This is a genomic window from Spirosoma arboris (assembly GCF_009754945.1).
GTDB classification, from domain to species: domain Bacteria; phylum Bacteroidota; class Bacteroidia; order Cytophagales; family Spirosomataceae; genus Spirosoma; species Spirosoma arboris.
Genome location: NZ_WPIN01000007.1, coordinates 402416 through 418726 on the forward strand (window position 1 = coordinate 402416; position 16311 = coordinate 418726).

16 protein-coding genes and 1 pseudogene are annotated in these 16311 nt (G+C 47.5%); 12 read left to right on the top strand and 5 right to left on the bottom strand.

What is annotated here, in order from left to right; all coding sequences use genetic code 11:
* Window positions 1-126 precede the first annotated feature (126 nt).
* The 6 genes and pseudogenes from GO755_RS20685 to GO755_RS20705 all read left to right on the top strand — a co-directional run bounded on the left by GO755_RS20685 (window position 127) and on the right by GO755_RS20705 (window position 5562).
* Window positions 127-651, top strand: a complete 525-nt coding sequence (locus GO755_RS20685; RefSeq protein WP_157587183.1) for a YciE/YciF ferroxidase family protein — start codon at window positions 127-129, stop codon at window positions 649-651.
* 135 nt (window positions 652-786) lie between these two features.
* A complete protein-coding gene (locus tag GO755_RS20690; protein ID WP_317165925.1) occupies window positions 787-1329 on the top strand; it encodes a DUF6766 family protein in 543 nt (180 codons plus the stop codon).
* A gap of 16 nt (window positions 1330-1345) precedes the next feature.
* Window positions 1346-1429, top strand: a pseudogene (locus GO755_RS42020) (hypothetical protein); the annotation flags it as partial.
* Between the two features lie 15 nt (window positions 1430-1444).
* Complete coding sequence (locus GO755_RS20695) at window positions 1445-1630, top strand: hypothetical protein (RefSeq protein WP_157587184.1); 186 nt, start codon at window positions 1445-1447, stop codon at window positions 1628-1630.
* A gap of 526 nt (window positions 1631-2156) precedes the next feature.
* A complete protein-coding gene (locus GO755_RS41490; RefSeq protein ID WP_227687028.1) occupies window positions 2157-5045 on the top strand; it encodes a PAS domain-containing protein in 2889 nt (962 codons plus the stop codon).
* Window positions 5046-5157: 112 nt separating this feature from the next.
* Window positions 5158-5562 (top strand): response regulator, encoded by a 405-nt coding sequence (locus GO755_RS20705; protein ID WP_157587186.1) that lies wholly within the window; start codon window positions 5158-5160, stop codon window positions 5560-5562.
* An 87-nt stretch (window positions 5563-5649) separates the two neighbouring features.
* On the opposite strand, the gene GO755_RS20710 is transcribed toward GO755_RS20705, so the two are convergent.
* Window positions 5650-6264 (bottom strand): cysteine hydrolase family protein, encoded by a 615-nt coding sequence (locus GO755_RS20710; RefSeq protein WP_157587187.1) that lies wholly within the window; start codon window positions 6262-6264, stop codon window positions 5650-5652.
* A 166-nt stretch (window positions 6265-6430) separates the two neighbouring features.
* Here GO755_RS20710 and GO755_RS20715 point away from each other — a divergent pair, with 166 nt between their 5' ends.
* Both GO755_RS20715 and GO755_RS20720 read left to right on the top strand, forming a co-directional pair.
* On the top strand, window positions 6431-7378 hold the full coding sequence (locus GO755_RS20715; RefSeq protein ID WP_157587188.1) for a hypothetical protein: 948 nt from the start codon (window positions 6431-6433) through the stop codon (window positions 7376-7378).
* Between the two features lie 36 nt (window positions 7379-7414).
* Window positions 7415-7891, top strand: coding sequence for a low affinity iron permease family protein (locus tag GO755_RS20720; protein WP_157587189.1), 477 nt, complete (start codon window positions 7415-7417; stop codon window positions 7889-7891).
* 114 nt (window positions 7892-8005) lie between these two features.
* Here the strand turns inward: GO755_RS20720 and GO755_RS20725 are convergent, their stop codons facing one another.
* The 3 genes from GO755_RS20725 to GO755_RS20735 form a co-directional block, all read right to left on the bottom strand.
* Complete coding sequence (locus GO755_RS20725) at window positions 8006-8446, bottom strand: SDR family NAD(P)-dependent oxidoreductase (protein ID WP_317165926.1); 441 nt, start codon at window positions 8444-8446, stop codon at window positions 8006-8008.
* 126 nt (window positions 8447-8572) lie between these two features.
* Window positions 8573-9178 (bottom strand): hypothetical protein, encoded by a 606-nt coding sequence (locus GO755_RS20730; protein WP_157587190.1) that lies wholly within the window; start codon window positions 9176-9178, stop codon window positions 8573-8575.
* A 110-nt stretch (window positions 9179-9288) separates the two neighbouring features.
* On the bottom strand, window positions 9289-9804 hold the full coding sequence (locus GO755_RS20735) for an inorganic diphosphatase (RefSeq protein ID WP_198174882.1): 516 nt from the start codon (window positions 9802-9804) through the stop codon (window positions 9289-9291).
* A 473-nt stretch (window positions 9805-10277) separates the two neighbouring features.
* On the opposite strand from GO755_RS20735, the gene GO755_RS20740 reads away from it, so the two are divergent.
* Complete coding sequence (locus GO755_RS20740) at window positions 10278-13886, top strand: response regulator (RefSeq protein WP_157587192.1); 3609 nt, start codon at window positions 10278-10280, stop codon at window positions 13884-13886.
* A gap of 332 nt (window positions 13887-14218) precedes the next feature.
* Here the strand turns inward: GO755_RS20740 and GO755_RS20745 are convergent, their stop codons facing one another.
* On the bottom strand, window positions 14219-14422 hold the full coding sequence (locus GO755_RS20745; RefSeq protein ID WP_157587193.1) for a hypothetical protein: 204 nt from the start codon (window positions 14420-14422) through the stop codon (window positions 14219-14221).
* Between the two features lie 649 nt (window positions 14423-15071).
* Here GO755_RS20745 and GO755_RS20750 point away from each other — a divergent pair.
* The 3 genes from GO755_RS20750 to GO755_RS20760 all read left to right on the top strand — a co-directional run bounded on the left by GO755_RS20750 (window position 15072) and on the right by GO755_RS20760 (window position 16194).
* Complete coding sequence (locus GO755_RS20750; protein WP_157587194.1) at window positions 15072-15251, top strand: hypothetical protein; 180 nt, start codon at window positions 15072-15074, stop codon at window positions 15249-15251.
* 116 nt (window positions 15252-15367) lie between these two features.
* Window positions 15368-16000 carry an HD domain-containing protein gene (locus GO755_RS20755; protein WP_157587195.1) on the top strand — a complete coding sequence of 211 codons (633 nt, stop codon included), beginning with the start codon at window positions 15368-15370 and terminating at the stop codon, window positions 15998-16000.
* A gap of 47 nt (window positions 16001-16047) precedes the next feature.
* Window positions 16048-16194 carry a hypothetical protein gene (locus tag GO755_RS20760; RefSeq protein WP_157587196.1) on the top strand — a complete coding sequence of 49 codons (147 nt, stop codon included), beginning with the start codon at window positions 16048-16050 and terminating at the stop codon, window positions 16192-16194.
* The last annotated feature ends 117 nt before the right edge of the window (window positions 16195-16311 follow it).

A 16311-nucleotide genomic window follows, 5' to 3' on the forward strand; every position in this document is an offset into this window, starting at 1 on the left:
TTAAAAGTACTTTAAAGGGTCATAACCTAAATTTTGGTGTATATAAAGCTGTACACAATCCGAGAATAACGAAACAAATAGAACCTAAGCATGTTACATTAACTCAACTAAATCAACTCAACGACCATGGCAACTAAAACCAAAACCGAACAGGAAGGTGCCTTAACTGAATTGTTTCAGGATGAACTGAAAGATATTTACTGGGCCGAAAAACACCTGGTAAAAAATCTGCCTAAACTAGCCAAAGGCGCTACGTCTGAGCAGTTAAAAGCCGCCTTTGAAAAACACCTGGCTGAAACTGAGGGACACGTTACCCGTCTGGAGCAGGTCTTTGCCGCTATTGGTGAAAAGCCAACTGCTAAAAAATGTCAGGCGATGGATGGTTTGGTCAAAGAAGCCAAAGAACTGCTGGAAGATACTGACGAAGGAACGTTGACACGTGATGCGGCATTAATCTCAGCGGCTCAAAAGGTGGAACACTACGAGATCGCTTCCTACGGTACACTCAAAACACTGGCGAGTGTCTTAGGCCACTCGGAAGCTGTCAGTCTTTTGGAGCAGACGTTAGCCGAAGAAAAGACAACGGATGAATTATTAACCCAGATTGCCGAAAGCTCGGTGAATGTGTTAGCCAGTCAAGAACCTGCCTAAGTCGTTTCCAGGACCAACCTAGCCAACAGGTGGTAAAGGCCCGATCCTTTACTACTTGTTGGCTGACTATTAAAAATATCCTAGTAGAATAAGGCGCGCCATTACTTGACAGGCTTAACGTTCTGATGAAAAATTCTGTATGAAAATAGTCTGTCCCTCATCCTGTTCCTGCTGACAGTTTTAACCTTAGCCGGACAGATTGTGGTTGGCAGGCATGAATTTAACGATGAACTGGCTGATTATGGACGCTCTCCGCTTTCCTTACCCGCTTATTTGACGAGCGATCATTGTATTGAAGCTATCTTTGAAAACGGGGAAGGTGAATTGTTACAAATGGGGCTTTATGTGCTACTAACCGTTTCCCTGGTTCAAAAAGGATCTTCTGAATCAAAAAGCCTTTCTGAACCCGAGGAAGGGGACCGCGTTCCTTCAGCGAAACGCCGAGGAGCGTCCTGGCCGGTTCAGCAGGGTAAATGGCACTTAAAACTGTATCAGAATTCCCTTAGTATCGTCTATTTTTTGCTATTTGGTTTATCGTTCTGGCTACACGCGATTGGGGGCGTTAAGCAGTATAACGTCGAACAAGCCTTGATGGGAAAAAACCCAGATGCTGACGCTTATGCAATTCATGGGGACGAGCGAATTCTGATTTCAGTCGCGGCAAAACTGGCAGAGTGAGTTTCTCTCCGTACTCTCAATTGTGATCCTCTCTATTTTTCTGCGTCGCCTCAATCCAAGCCGGTCGATGCACCAAATCAGCAGACAGGAGACTAATTGAACGGGGACCAAGTTTATGGCTCATCTCATTACCTATAGTCGATACCATTTTTTCAATGGAATTCTTCAAGAAGCTTTTTCAAAAAAGAGGCTCCAACACATCGGATTCTCCGGCAAAGTTGAATTGGCGGATTCTTTGAGTCAGGTTGCTGAACTGCCGTTAAGTGATCAGCATAAGGAGGCCTTGCTTGAATGTGATTAAGCGGTAGTCTTCAATCCCAAAGCTCATTTACCCTATTCTATACAGCTTTTGGCAACCAATGCACTGGATGATCGAGAGAAGACGATTGGAAGCGATATGACTTAATTAGAAAACCTCACTTTAAAACCAATTACCCACTTTTTACTCAAGTTTGTATAACTACCCATTGGGAATCCACTCGCAGAGACAGAAAAATGCCGGTCAACGGTTTTAGGGTAAAGTGTAGCGAGAGAATAGAGAATTGTATAATTTCTGCAGGTTGCTTAACTGCTTATCACAAAGCAGTTTCCCGTAGGATAAAACTATATTTTATTCGATTAGGTTATTTGCAACAAGAATTACTTTTGTCACTCACAATCAACGGATGTGGACCTTGCTTGTGACTTAGGGCCCGAATGAGTAAGTGGTTTTAATTCAGGTAAAAGATCAAGAAACTACGTACAGGTAGGATCAAGCCATTCTTTTATTAACTGTGGGAATAACGACTACTGAAGATGAGTATCCCTTTTTAAAGGGCGGTGGAGAAATGGGTGAACTCACCCGCAGGTATGACTGGACGATGACGTCCCTGGGAACACCCGATCAATGGCCCCAAAGCCTGCGGACAACGCTCAGCATACTCCTCAACTCTCGCTTTCCCATGTTCCTGTTTTGGGGACCCGAGCACCTTTGTTTTTATAACGATGCGTACCGGCCTAGTCTGGGTAATGACGGAAAGCATCCGTACGCGCTTGGCAAACCCGGAGCCCAGGTGTGGCCCGAAATTTGGGAATTTATTAAACCTCTGATCGATCAGGTGCTGGCCGGTCAGGGCGCTACCTGGAACGAAGATCAACTGTTGCCCATCTACCGGAACGGCCAGATGGAAGATGTGTACTGGACGTTTAGCTATAGCCCCGTCAGTGATGAATCAGGGCATCCCCGTGGTGTGTTTGTCACGTGTACCGAAACCACCAGGTCCGTTATTGCCCGCCAGGAAACGCAGCAGGCGCAACGGCAGATACTGGATTCCTTCGAAGAATCTCCCGTAGGCATTGCCATCATTAACGAAGAGAACTTAACGTTCCGCATGGCCAACCCCTTCTATGGCCAGCTCGTCGGCCGAACACCCGGGCAACTCCTTGGTAAACCTTTATTGGAGGCACTGCCCGAAATCAAGGGCCAAGGCTTTGAGGAACTACTCCGGCAGGTGATCGCCACGGGTATTCCTTATATCGCTTCTGAAACAGCCGTTAACTTGGTTCGCCACCATCAACCGGAAACGATTTATGTGGATATGACCTATCAGCCCCGGCGGGAAATCGATCCAAAGACTCGTGAGGAACGTATTTCGGGTGTGCTCGTGGTAGTAACCGATGTGACTCAGCAGGTACGAAGCCGGCAACTAATAGCTGATCGGGAAGCCCGATTCCGCTCCTTGATTGAGCAGGCACCCGTGGCCACCGGCTTGTTCGTAGGAAAAAATTTAACCATTGAGCTGGCCAATGGGCCTATGCTCCGCTTTTGGGGGAAAGGGCCTGATGTGTTTGGTAAACCGTTAGCGGAGGTGCTGCCCGAATTGGCCGAGCAACCTTTCCTCAACATTTTGGACCAGGTGTATACGACCGGCCAAGCCTACCAGGCCATGGCTGATCGTTGCGATTTAGTAATCGACGGCCAGGTACGTAACTTTTACTTCAATTTCGCCTATCAGCCCATCGTGGATGAGCAGGGCCAGGTCTATGCCATTCTGGATATGGCAGTCGATGTGACCGAGCAGGTGCTGGCCCAACAAGCCTTGCAGGAGAGCGAGCGCTTTTCCCGCACCGTCTTCTACAACTCTCCCGTCGCCAAGCTGGTCTATATTGGAGAGGATATGATCCTACGGGAAGCCAATGAAAAGATGCTTGCCATCTTCGGGCGGGATGCTTCGATCCTGGGAAAGCCCATCATGGAAGCCATCCCCGAATTAAAACAGACTCGCCTACTGGAGAAGTACCGACGAGTACTGGCCACCGGCGAGATTCATGTGGAAGTGGCCGAGCGCATTGAGCTCCTCAAGCAGGGTGAGTCCTATTGGGGTTATTACGATTATACTTATAAGCCGCTGTTTGACACCACTGGGAAGCCGTATGGGGTTATTTTCACGGTGATCGAAGTCACCGAACAGGTACTGGATCGGCAAAAGCTGGAAGAAACCCAAGCCAGCCTGCGGGGGGCCATCGAGTTAGCACAACTAGGTACCTGGAGCATTGATGTAGCCACCCATGGACTGACCTATTCAGACCGCTTGATTGAGTGGTTTGGCTATGATCCTAAAGCGCAGGACTACACTCAGGTGATTCCTATTTTGGATCCCAGCGATCAAGAGCGGGTTGATAGGGCCATCGCCTGGGCACTTCATCCTGAATCTAACGGAATTTATAATGAAATTTATACCGTCATTCATCCTCAGACGGGCCAGAGACGAGTCCTGCATGCCCAGGGAAAGACGGTCTTTGATACTAATGGGAAAGCGGTTCGGCTCAATGGTACCGCTCAGGATATTACGATCCAACGGAATAGTCAGCTCGTTCTGGAACAGCAGGTACAGGAGCGCACCGAAGAGCTGGCTGCCACGAACGAGGAATTAGCGGCTATCAATGAAGAATTGGAGGCCAGTAATGAAGAATACGCGGCCATCAATGAAGAATTAGAAGAGGCCAGCGGGCAGTTGATGCGCTCAAATGAGAATTTACAACGCTTTGCCTATGTGGCTTCTCATGATTTGCAGGAGCCCCTGCGCAAAGTCCAACAATTTGGGGACTTGCTTAAGTCTCAGTATGCTGACCAATTGGGCGAAGGAGTTAGCTATCTGGAGCGGATGCAGTCAGCCGCTAGCCGCATGTCCAGGCTCATTAAGGATTTACTTGACTTCTCACGCATCTCCACCCAACGAGATACAGTGAGTTCGGTGGAAATGCGTGAGGTGATCCAGTCAGTACTAACTGATTTAGAACTGCGGATTCAAGAAAGTTTGGCTGTCGTCGAGGTTGATTCTCTACCGATCGTCGAGGGGGATCGGTCGCAGTTAGAGCAGCTTTTTCTCAACTTAGTGAGCAACGCGTTAAAGTTTCATCGGGCAGAGATTATCCCCCAAATTCGCATTCGTTCTCAACTTGTCCAGGCGGTTGAACTTCCTCCCTCGGTAAAGCCCGTATGGTCAACTCCGGTCTATCACCGGATCGATGTGATCGATAACGGTATTGGCTTTGATGAGAAGTATTTGGATCGCTTGTTTAAAGTGTTCCAGCGATTGCATGGGCGGAATGAATTTGCGGGCACCGGCATTGGATTGGCGATTTGTGAGAAAGTGGCTTCTAATCATGGCGGAGCCATTACGGCCCACAGTAGTCCCGGACAGGGAGCCACCTTTAGTGTGTATTTACCGGCTTAGCCTAAACCGGTCAGTTGAGTAACGCATACACAACTTAAATTTCGATTAGCGAATAAATTATTAGGCGCTTATTCCGAAATTAGCGACCACTCAACCGTATCGAATTAACTGTATGCCTAGGACCAACCCACCCCAAATCTGGATTGTCGATGATGATGAGGATGATCAATACTTGTTCGCGGGCGCTTTTAAATCCCTGTCCCCTTCGCTTCGCGTTCAGCTCTTCAATGATGGCGAGGATCTCCTACCCGCCCTCGCGCAAAGCACCCGATTACCCGATCTGATTATTTTGGATTTGAATATGCCCCGTGTGAATGGGTTTGAGGCGCTCAAGTTACTACGGGCGGAGCCGTCTTATCAACGTTTACCAGTCATTGTGCTAACCACATCGGACCAGTTAGAAGACCAGACAAAAGCCTTGGCATTAGGCGCGGATGGTTTTCTGACGAAACCGCCCTCGTTTGATAAAATTCTAATTCTGTTTGAACAGCTTGTGCAGCAATGGCAACTGGTCTAATGAATGGTTTACTAGTCCAAATTATTTAGCTCCGTATGCCGATTCCTCACCGGTCTCGTTTTAATCGTGTAGGATTAGATGCGGGCATTATTCCACATACCTGTCAGTCAGCAAAGCCTCCAAATTCATTTGCGGGGAAGATGTGATGTCGGCTTTCAACATCCGCTTCATATATACCAGCGCCGTTTGCGTATGCTCCTCCGATGCCGAGGCTACACAGTCAGCCGGAACCGATACAATTAATTCACGCATATAGGCATCAATGGCCGAGAACAAGATGCAGGCATCGGCGCTCAGGCCAGTTAGTATCACGTGCTTCACCTGTAAATAGCCCAGCAAGGTGGCTAACGTTGTCTCATAAAAAGCAGAATGTTTAGGCTTAAGCACAAAATAATCATCCGGTTCTGGGAGTAATAATTCGGCTAATCGTTGACCACGTACCTGATCGGTCAGACAATGATTAACTACTTCTTTAAGATCCGACCGCCAACGACCGAAGTTATCATTGATGTAAATGACCGGTATATGCAGGCATTTAGCTTGTTGCTTTAAGCGGGCAATTTTTTCAGCGGCTGAGGTTGCCGCTACGACAAAGAGATCACCCTCTGGAAACTCCAGATCGTTGATCATATCAATAATAAGCAAAGCAATCGGGCAGTTGTCCGGTGCATTTCCGTGCAAATTGGTATTCTGCTTTTCCATGGTTTGTTTACTAGCATTTCATTGAGTTGATGCGTAGCGTATTCTTGTTTGACAATCTGTAAACCGTTTCAACTTGGTGAGCGTTAATCGGAGATAGCCTGGTTAATATCGTTTAAACGATAATTCCTATTGTAAAAGGCTATAAGTGGCTATTCATAATTAAAAAGTGATTAAACCACCAACAGGCACCACTTTCTGGATGTATATAAAACAGCCTAATGGCTATACGGTTATGCACCATTTTTATTGGTTTCAGCACAGGATTGGGAACCACATTAATCAACGGCATCAAAACGCATTGGGTAGCCATTGTATACCGTTCGCGCTTTGCTTGAGCTTACTCAGTGGGTTCCTTTTTCTATTAGCGGGCTGCCAGCGGGTCTACCACGATCGACGGAGCATTCAGGAATTAAATCAGACCTTTCGGATCAATAAAGAACAATCCCTTTTTTACACCGACAAGCAACACAGGCAACAAAGTAAACAACTAACCAAGCCCGCAACGGCGGCCCTTTATGTCCAGAATGATACGCTGTTTGCCGAGTTTCTCAAAGCCTCCCTACCCCTTAGCGACGGCAATCCAGCGACGATTGATCAATCGGATTCCGCCTATGTCTTTTTAGTGAACCCTAAGCCTCAAAATATCCCCGTCGATGGTAAAAGTCCCTGGTTCCGCTATCATTTTACCTCCTTCGATATGGACCTGGTTACTATCCCTTTTAAATACCGCTTAGCCCAACCGGGAATGGTGGCTCAACTTACAACGAATGCCAATGCCGCTGTTTATCTAGGGTTACGCTATGACCAGGGCTATCAGCGGAACGTCTTTTATCACCATCAGCAACGCTCCGAGATTCGGTCGTTTAGCGTGGGTATAGGGGGTTTGCTGGGGCTTACAGCCGCCACGGTAGGCCCCTTTTCGACGACTAGTCAGGTAACCGATGAGTATGAGGGAGCCTGTTTAAGTTACGGGCTGGCTACCATTTTCGGGTATCGAGCGGTTACGCTTGGCCTGGCAGTTGGTTATGATCGGTTACTGGATTCAAATCGCTCCCTCTGGCGCTATCACCAAAAAAACTGGTTCGGCATCACGATTGGTCTGAATCTGAACTAATACCAAATCGAATATCACCTTTTAAACAAATCAATCATGAAAACGAATCCTACATCCGAAGAACCAGCGCCTAAAGGCTATTTTGAGCGTTTTTCCAGTTCCGTTGCTACGGCCACCGGCTCCTCAGCAGCCTTTATTCTGGCCCTCGCTGCGGTCCTCATTTGGGCCGCCTTAGGGCCGGTTTTTGGCTATTCCGAGAATTGGCAACTCGTCATTAATACGGGGACAACCATTATTACGTTTTTGATGGTGTTTGTCATTCAAAAGGCCCAGAACAAAGAATCCTTATCGGTCCAACTTAAATTGAATGAATTAATTGCGGCCACAAAAGGAGCCAGCAATCGTCTGGTAGCCAGTGAAACCCTCAGCGAAGAGGAGCTGGATGTGCTCTATAAACATTACTGCGCTATGGCGGAAGCAACCCGGCAAGCGACCGATTTACGCAAGTCGCATTCGGTTGAAGAAGCCATTGACAACACCCAGGAAAAATTAGAAAAGAAGCCCAAGGGCTAACTTATTGATGAATGGTTACTAATACATAAAATTTGGGGTTTACTACTTAACCTGGAGTTTTACCCGCTTCTTTATTTGTATGGAAGCGGGTAAAACTCCAGGCTATGTCTATCACTAATCGGCGGGTTTCTGCTGTACACCAACGCTTGCAGCCACTACACTTTCAGGCTTTAAATTACTCATTGTTAACTGTACTTTATTCTTAAAGCCTGACACGACTTTGTCATCCCCCGCCCTCTGGGCGTCATACCCATCTTTGGCTACATCAGCCGGACCAGCCAAGCTACCGTCCTGCACAATTTTAGAAGTCTCCATTTGGGCTTTGTGGAAAAAAACCGTATCGGTAGATCCCGGTTGTAAGGCGGTAATCGTCACTTGAGTATCCTTGACCTCTTCCCAAATGGCTTCAGTGAAGGAGAGCACAAACCCTTTGGTAGCGTGGTAGATCGCTTGCCTGAGACCCGTTAACTGACTGGCTGTAGAAGCTACATTCAGAATTTTGTCTTCATTGCGGCAACCATGTCTTGTAAAAAGAACTTGGTCAATACAACGTATGTTCCGATGTTCAACTGGATCATACCTAGTTCCCGTTCAAGGTCGTTATTAACAAGCAGACCGTACTGGCCACGAGGAACGAGGTACCATCTAGACGGAATTTTTCAAGACTCCCATATCCAAAAATCACAAATCGACAAGGTAATCTGTCAGGAGTTTCCATTGCATTTTCTGGTAGAACAACCAACCCGCTTCAGCAATCACTGTATTGATTAATGACCGTCCGCCGGCCTGAGGCTCTTCGTTGTTAATACCTTCGTGCTGGCCGATTTCAGAGGCAGTGATAGTGGTTCCCAGTCGCTCTACTCGAAACGTACTGCGCGCCTGCGGTTGAAAGAAATGCTCAATGTGGTCTGGTTCATGGCCCATGGGATCTGGGCAGGGTTGAACCGTGAATTCTACCCGTTTCTCTTCAGTACTCGTATGAATGACACGTACCCAGTTTTCGGGCGTTGGGCCGGGTAGTACCACTTGAATATAATCCCCAACCTGAGGAGAGCCCGTCTTAGCGCTGCCTAACTGATCATACAGCTGAAAATCAGCAGTGAGACTGGATAAATCTGACCAGCCGCGTACGTTTAGTAATTTGGCGACTGAGCGCTCAAAGGCCTCTATAGCCATTGATTCACTTGGAAATGTATGCTGACTGTCATACCGCACGTCCTTGGTGGCTTCACCCTGGAGTACCTTGATTTCATGCTGAATTGGATCCGTTATCGCCTTGAGTTTCATCTTTGCTCCCGTAGAAAATAGTATATCGCTAGCTAATAAATTGCCCTGCTACTGTTTATTCACCAAATCTATTGGCTTTATACCCGATACGTCCGCTTTTTGTAATGGGTTTAGCTTTCTATTTTTTGGGTAATCCATTGAATGGCTTCTTTAGGCCCCTTCACGCCCAAGGGGGTAAACTGACTACCACTCATGGATCGATAATATTTAAAAAAATGAGTGATCTCCTCGATCCATTTTGGCCCCAAGTCATCAATCGTTTGAATCAATTCATATTCATGGGATACTATCGGGATGGCCACAATCCGGTCATTACGTTCAGGTTCTTTGCCTTTATCTTGTTGCTCGGCCTGGATTACCCCTACTATCCGGCATTCCACCCAACAGCCAACTGCTAAACTATGACTGGCGAGGACCAGTACATCAATCGGATCCCCGTCATCGGCTTTCGTATCTGGAATAAAGCCGAAGTTCAAGGGAAAAACCGTACCCGCTGGAAGAATTTTGGTTAATTGGAACAGCTGCAAATCGGGATCGAACACATACTTACCAGGGCTCCCTTTAGGTGTTTCAATGATTACCTGAATATGAGCGAAATCCTTCGAAAAGGGAGGTGGTAATTTCATTTGACTAGCTATGGCTAATGAGTCGTCATTAATAGCCATAACACCAATGATACTAATTGGTTTAACGAGTGTAGTATTCGGTACTCACGCCTAAGTCTACTGGCAAAGAAGCGAACTGGATGAGCCGGGAAATGGTGCTTAAATAGTTGTTGAAGCAGAAAGCGATAATCAGCGTCATCATCAATGACACAGCTTAAGTCAGAAGCTGCCATCAGGTTGTAGATTAATTTGGGATTAAACCGACTAGCCGATATTTGTTTATTTTCTTAGAAAAGGGTCTATCTGATTCATCGATAAACGGCCGTTCGTCTTAGTTTTACGGTAGCGAAAGGCTATGTATAGCCATAGCCTTTCGCTACCACCCCAGCATTACACTCAACCAAAATAGGTGTACAATTTCCTCAACGAACCAGATCCTTCCGCTTACAGAGATTTCAGCCAACAGCTCAGATAGCTAGTCTACCCAATGCCTTATGCCACAAACCGTACTCGCCAATTCAATAATTCGGCAACTTCAAATTGTCTTTTCCTTTTCTACCCTGCTACTGCTGATCAGTCTAATAGCTTCGTTTTATAGCATCCAAAAGCTGATTGGTAATTCCCAATTGGTCAATCATACCAATCAGGTGCTCATCGAAGCCGAAAACATTATTTCCTTCATGAAAGATGCCGAAACGGGCCAGCGTGGTTACCTGGTTACGCTGGATCCCCTCTTTTTGCAACCCTACACCGGCAGCTACCCAAAAGTAACGACCTCCTATCAGCGGCTGCGGGATTGGACCGTCGATAATCCAGCCCAACAAACCAATCTAGAAGAGGCAAAAGCGCTTTATGAAGCCAAATTTAACCAGATGCGCACCAGCATTGCGCGCAACAGAGGCCGTTCGATTGCCAACCGGGATACCACGGGTCAGTATCTAGCCATGGCCCGTGGCAAACAAACCATGGACTCCCTTCGGGTGGTGGTGAATCGAATAAAAAACCAGGAGGAGAAGCTGCTCAAAAGCCGAATTGACCAACAGCAAATTTACATTACGGCTACCCCTTTTCTACTGGTAATTGCGGCCATCGTGTCCATGCTGATTACGGCCTTTACCTATGTGCGCATCAAACAGGATCTGGCCGCCAGGCTTGCCCGCCAGAAGCTGGATGAAGAAAGATATATCGAAACCGCCGGACGCATTACGCGGCTGGAAGCCATTACCCAGACCATTGCGGAAGGGGACTACGCGGTGCGAAGTGCGGATGCTGGCGACGATGAGTTGGGACGGATAGCCAAGGCACTCAACCAGATGACCTCCTCACTCGAACAGACCTATAAAGAGTTAACCGATAAAAACTGGCAACAGGCGGGTTCGGTTGCGCTCAGCGAGGCCATTCGGGGTGAAAGAGACTTGAAAAAGCTGGCCACTCAGCTCATCGACACCATCGCCACTTACGTCAAGGCCCCCCTGGGTACGATTTATCTGCTTGATCAGGAAGCCAGCTTTAGGCTGGCCGGTAGCTATGCGGCTCAACAGGTGCCTACGATGGTCATGGCCGGCGAAGGGCTGATTGGAAAGGTGATTGAACGGAAGAAAACACTTATTGTCGAAGACATCCCCTCCGATTACCGTCGGATCACTTCGTCGCTGGGCGAGGCTCGTCCAACGACCTTAGTGATTGCGCCACTCCTTTACGCCAATACCTGCGTGGGGGCTCTTGAACTGGGCTTTTTGCGCAAACCCGATCCGTTAGTGATCGACTTTATCGAAAGCAATCGGGAAGCGATCGGCATTGGGGTCAATGCCGCCCTGGATTATAGTCAGCTACAGCACTTTCTGGAAGAGACCCAGGCCCAGTCGGAAGAATTGCAGGCCCAGCATAATGAGCTGGAAAACCTGAATGGAGAGCTGGAGATGCAGGCCCAGAAACTCCAGGCATCAGAAGAGGAACTGCGGGTTCAGCAGGAAGAACTTCAGCAAACCAATACCGAACTGGAAGAACGGGGTCTTTTGCTGGAAGAGAAAACCACCGAGATTCAGAAAAAGGCGGACGAACTGGAGCTGGCCACCCGCTACAAATCGGAGTTTTTGGCCAACATGTCGCACGAGCTTCGCACACCCCTGAATTCGATCTTATTATTGAGTCGATTGCTGGCCGAGAATACCGACCAAAATCTGACCGATGATCAGGTTGAATACGCCAGCGTCATTCAGTCGTCGGGCAATGGGCTGCTGGGCCTTATCGACGAAATCCTTGACCTGTCCAAAATTGAAGCCGGGCAGATGACACTGGATTATCAACAGGTAGCCATCCAGGCCGTAACCGATGAATTGCAATCGCTGTTTGGCGTGCTGGCCAAAGAAAAAGGACTTGATTTTTCCATTATCGTTGAGCCAGCTGTACCGGCAAGTATTGACACCGACAAAATGCGACTGGGACAAATTCTCAAGAATCTACTCTCGAATGCCCTCAAATTCACCTCCCGTGGTAGCGTCACCTTAACGATTCAACTGGACAAGGTGACACCTAACCGACCGACGCTTAGCTTTGTAGTGCAGGACACAGGCATTGGCATACCGCCTCAAAAACAAGTGGCTGTTTTTGAGGCGTTCCAACAGGCCGATGGTTCCACCAAACGGAAATACGGCGGAACCGGTTTAGGCCTCTCCATCAGTCGCCAACTGGCTAAACTATTGGGTGGGGAAATTAACCTGAAGAGTACCGTCAATGAAGGGAGTGAGTTTACCCTTCATGTGCCCGTATCGGCTTCCGATGCAGTAGCGCCATCCGAAACAATAATCCGCTCGGCACCGCCGGAGCGACCTGCACCCCTCCAAACCGTAGCCCCCAATCAATACCTGAGTGCCACCATTCCGGAAGCCATTCCCGATGACCGAAACACGGTCACGGACCAGGACAAGTCGATCCTAATTATTGAAGACGACACCCACTTTGCCAAATCGCTGCTGGAGTTCACCCGCCAAAAAGGTTACAAAGGGATTGTATCGGTTCGGGGCGACGAAGGCCTGAAGCTAGCCTCTATCTACAAACCCATCGGGATTCTGCTCGACATCCAGTTGCCGGTGATGAGTGGTTGGGAGGTAATGGACGCCCTGAAAGCGGATCCCCAGACTCGCCCGATTCCGGTGCATATCATGTCGTCGCACAAACTGAAGAACGAGAGCTTACGGAAAGGGGCCATTGATTTCGTGGACAAGCCGATAGCGTTTGAGCAGATGCAAGCCATTTTTGAAAAGCTAGACTACGTCTTGAATCGCAACGCGAAGAAAGTGCTGATTATTGAAGATAACCCCCAACATGCCAAAGCGTTGGCTTACTTTCTGGCGACCTGCCACATTAGCTCGGAACTAACAAGTAACCTGGCAGAGGGCATTGATGCGCTTCAGCGCAAAGAGGTCGATTGCGTCATTCTGGACATGGGCATTCCGGATCATCACGCCTACGAAACCCTCGAGGAGGCCCGGAAAAATCCCGGTCTTGAAAACCTGCCTATCATCATCTTCACGGGCAAAAGCCTGTCTATGACGGAGGAGTTGAAAATTAAAAAATACGCTGACTCGATCATTGTCAAGACCGCTCATTCCTACCAGCGCATGCTTGACGAGGTATCGCTTTTCCTGCATGTAGTCGAGGAAGCGAAACAGCCAGACTTCACCACCAGTGGATCGAAGACGATGCGGGACATGAGCCAGGTGCTGGCCCACAAAACGGTTCTGGTAGTCGATGACGATGTGCGGAATATATTCTCCTTATCGAAAGCCCTGGAACAATTTGAGATGAGTGTCATTACGGCCCTGGATGGCCAAGAAGCCTTGCAACAGCTGGACGAGAATCCAGGTATTGACGTTGTGCTACTGGACATGATGATGCCCCAGATGGATGGCTATGAGACGGCCCGCAAAATTCGGGCGCATGACCGGTGGAAGCCCTTACCGGTCATTGCTGTTACGGCCAAAGCGATGAGTGGCGATCGGGAGAAATGCATTCAGGCGGGGGCATCGGACTATATCACCAAACCGGTTGATATCGACCAACTCGTGTCTTTACTGCGGGTCTGGTTGTATGAGCGGACCTAGCAGACAAAGATCGGGTAGGAACACCTATTTCAGATGTACTAATGAGTGAGCGTACCGTACAATGCACTTGAACCGCTTTCAGTCTGAAGCAGCATTTTTTGTTCGGACGAATATAGGCGCGTGAACAAGATATCATTTACCCATTTCGTACTTTGGAAAGTAAAGTACGAAATGGGTTCTTTGGCTTCTTTACTAATGTGTAGACTAGTGGTTAATCGGTTTCATTTTCTCTGCACAATCCCAATGCTCGGCGATTTTTCCATTTTCTACCTGAAACATATCAAACTACGTAGTCGTATATTTTTTGTCTTATCGACCGGGTCAGACTTTTCTTAAGCGAAGCTGATCGTTACTAAATTGCCCTCGGCTAGTATGGCCACAACGGGCGCTTTAATAGTGTCAGATATGGGTTGTAGTTTCATGAATTTTGAAAAGAATGCAGCCAGTGCTTTCCGCACGGTAGCCGCGTTTGGGTTATGTTGTCTATAGGTGTCGGTAAAGTATTTCTCAGCCACCTCCATGTGTGTCCCCTCCAAAACTCCCGCAACATGTCGTAAACGAGTTTTTTATTCCGAGCCAGTTGTGGATTATCGCTTCGTAATAATTCCTGTTGAGAGGCAAGTGATTTGACAGGCAGTTGAGCGAAAGCTCCGTTTGGCAATGTCAGGCCTACAAAGGCTACTCCAGCTAGTAAGCAAGTGATCGTTTCACGTTTCATCGTTCGTTTTTGTTCATTCGCAAATCCAACTGATTAATAACCTATGATAAAGAGGTGAAGGCTTTTACACTATGAACGTTTATAAGATTGTGTGGACTTATTTATTATTCGGGGTAGGCAAGGCAGAAAATACGACCGCGAAAAACTCTTCATCTCTTTCCAACTCTAGAGCGGCTTATCCTTGAATCAATGGAAGCGTTATATTTGTACAAACACAACGCTTGGTCTGGGGAGCCCAGATAAATACAGCGGTGAATAATGAATTGGTGAATGCGTACGAAAGAGATTCACTGCACGTAACGCGAGTTATACGCCAACTTGCTTTGGAGTGGGCGCACACTCATTTGCCCGCAGACGAAATCACATTTGTAGATTGTCTCAACACGGTCACTAGCCTTCAAGGGGCCACCCGAAACGTCGATCAAACAGTTACTATTTTTGAGGCCGTCTTTAACCAAGCCTGTGATTTGGAAAAGTCTTCCGAGTGGCTGGCGATGGAATTGCAATTTGAGGCCTTGGCTCAGGCCGTTCCAAGTCGAACCGTCCTAGCGTTACTGTATCTGGAGCATGGAGGAGATGTAGTCGATGATGAAGCGTTGGATCTCTACAATGAGCGGATTAAGCGATTTGATGGCATCGTCCCTTAATCTGGCTGCTCAAATTTCTTGACATTTATGATACTGATTTAAGAAGGTCATTTCTAGACGATTCCAACCAACCAATTTCTAATTGATAGTTACTCGTAAAAACTCTGATTTACCTAATGACAACCCTTACCCAACTCCAAGCAGTCCTGGACGTATTAAAACTGGCCGAACGGCTTAAATTTGAACTTCGACATAGTTACACGTCGAGCGGTCGGCAAGAGAGCGTTGCTGAGCACACCTGGCGAATGTCGCTTATGGCCGTCTTGATGGAACCTCATCTGGAACAAAAAGTCGATATGGTCAAACTGCTTAAAATGGTTATTATTCATGACCTGATTGAAGCGGAAGCCGGAGATATGTCAGCGCTGGATGTGCTGCGTAATCCATCGCTTCGGCTGGTTAAACAACAACGTGAAATACAGGCCATCGAAAACTTACGCGCAAAATTAGGAGAGCCACTTGGACCTGAAATTTACGAGCTCTGGTTTGAGTTTGAGGAAAAGACTACCTATGAAGCGAAAGTGGCTAATGCGTTCGATAAGCTGGAAGTTCAGCTTCAGCACAACGAAGCGGATATTACGACTTGGGAAGAAATTGAGTATGACATGTCCTACATGATGGATAAACACGTCACTTTTGAACCAACCTTAAAGCGGCTAAAAGACTTAATTGAGGAGCAGGCTGATGAAAAAATGAAAGCCTCAGGTATTGATACAGAACTGATCCGATCACGGGTCCTAGCCAGATAAATCTGGGCTTAATCGCTTGGTTTTCCAATTCGTCCATAAACGTTCTGATGAATAACGAATCAATTCAAGCGGGTTACGACCAAATGTGTGCGGTTGGAAAAACGGATTTGGTCCGGGGAATTGTGGATGTTGACCGGGTTCCAGATATAAGCTGTGATGGTTCGCAACATCCGCTACATTTAGGGGTATGCTGAAATTCTTAGAAAAAGACTATTTTCGGTTAGCCATTCCTTTTTAACCCTAACCGTGTCAGCTTATCAAATTCAGGCTCGCCAAACTTGGCTAGCTGTCTATAAACAAGTGGGCTCTGT

What these genes read in the sequence shown, in the direction of transcription:
- GO755_RS20710 (WP_157587187.1), bottom strand. Translation starts at nt 6,264, where the DNA reads ATGGAAAAGCAGAATACCAATTTGCACGGAAATGCACCGGACAACTGC.
- GO755_RS20685 (WP_157587183.1), top strand. Translation starts at nt 127, where the DNA reads ATGGCAACTAAAACCAAAACCGAACAGGAAGGTGCCTTAACTGAATTG.
- GO755_RS20760 (WP_157587196.1), top strand. Translation starts at nt 16,048, where the DNA reads ATGAATAACGAATCAATTCAAGCGGGTTACGACCAAATGTGTGCGGTT.
- GO755_RS41490 (WP_227687028.1), top strand. Translation starts at nt 2,157, where the DNA reads ATGGGTGAACTCACCCGCAGGTATGACTGGACGATGACGTCCCTGGGA.
- GO755_RS20730 (WP_157587190.1), bottom strand. Translation starts at nt 9,178, where the DNA reads ATGAAACTCAAGGCGATAACGGATCCAATTCAGCATGAAATCAAGGTA.
- GO755_RS20735 (WP_198174882.1), bottom strand. Translation starts at nt 9,804, where the DNA reads ATGAAATTACCACCTCCCTTTTCGAAGGATTTCGCTCATATTCAGGTA.
- GO755_RS20740 (WP_157587192.1), top strand. Translation starts at nt 10,278, where the DNA reads ATGCCACAAACCGTACTCGCCAATTCAATAATTCGGCAACTTCAAATT.
- GO755_RS20755 (WP_157587195.1), top strand. Translation starts at nt 15,368, where the DNA reads ATGACAACCCTTACCCAACTCCAAGCAGTCCTGGACGTATTAAAACTG.
- GO755_RS20695 (WP_157587184.1), top strand. Translation starts at nt 1,445, where the DNA reads ATGGCTCATCTCATTACCTATAGTCGATACCATTTTTTCAATGGAATT.
- GO755_RS20705 (WP_157587186.1), top strand. Translation starts at nt 5,158, where the DNA reads ATGCCTAGGACCAACCCACCCCAAATCTGGATTGTCGATGATGATGAG.
- GO755_RS20720 (WP_157587189.1), top strand. Translation starts at nt 7,415, where the DNA reads ATGAAAACGAATCCTACATCCGAAGAACCAGCGCCTAAAGGCTATTTT.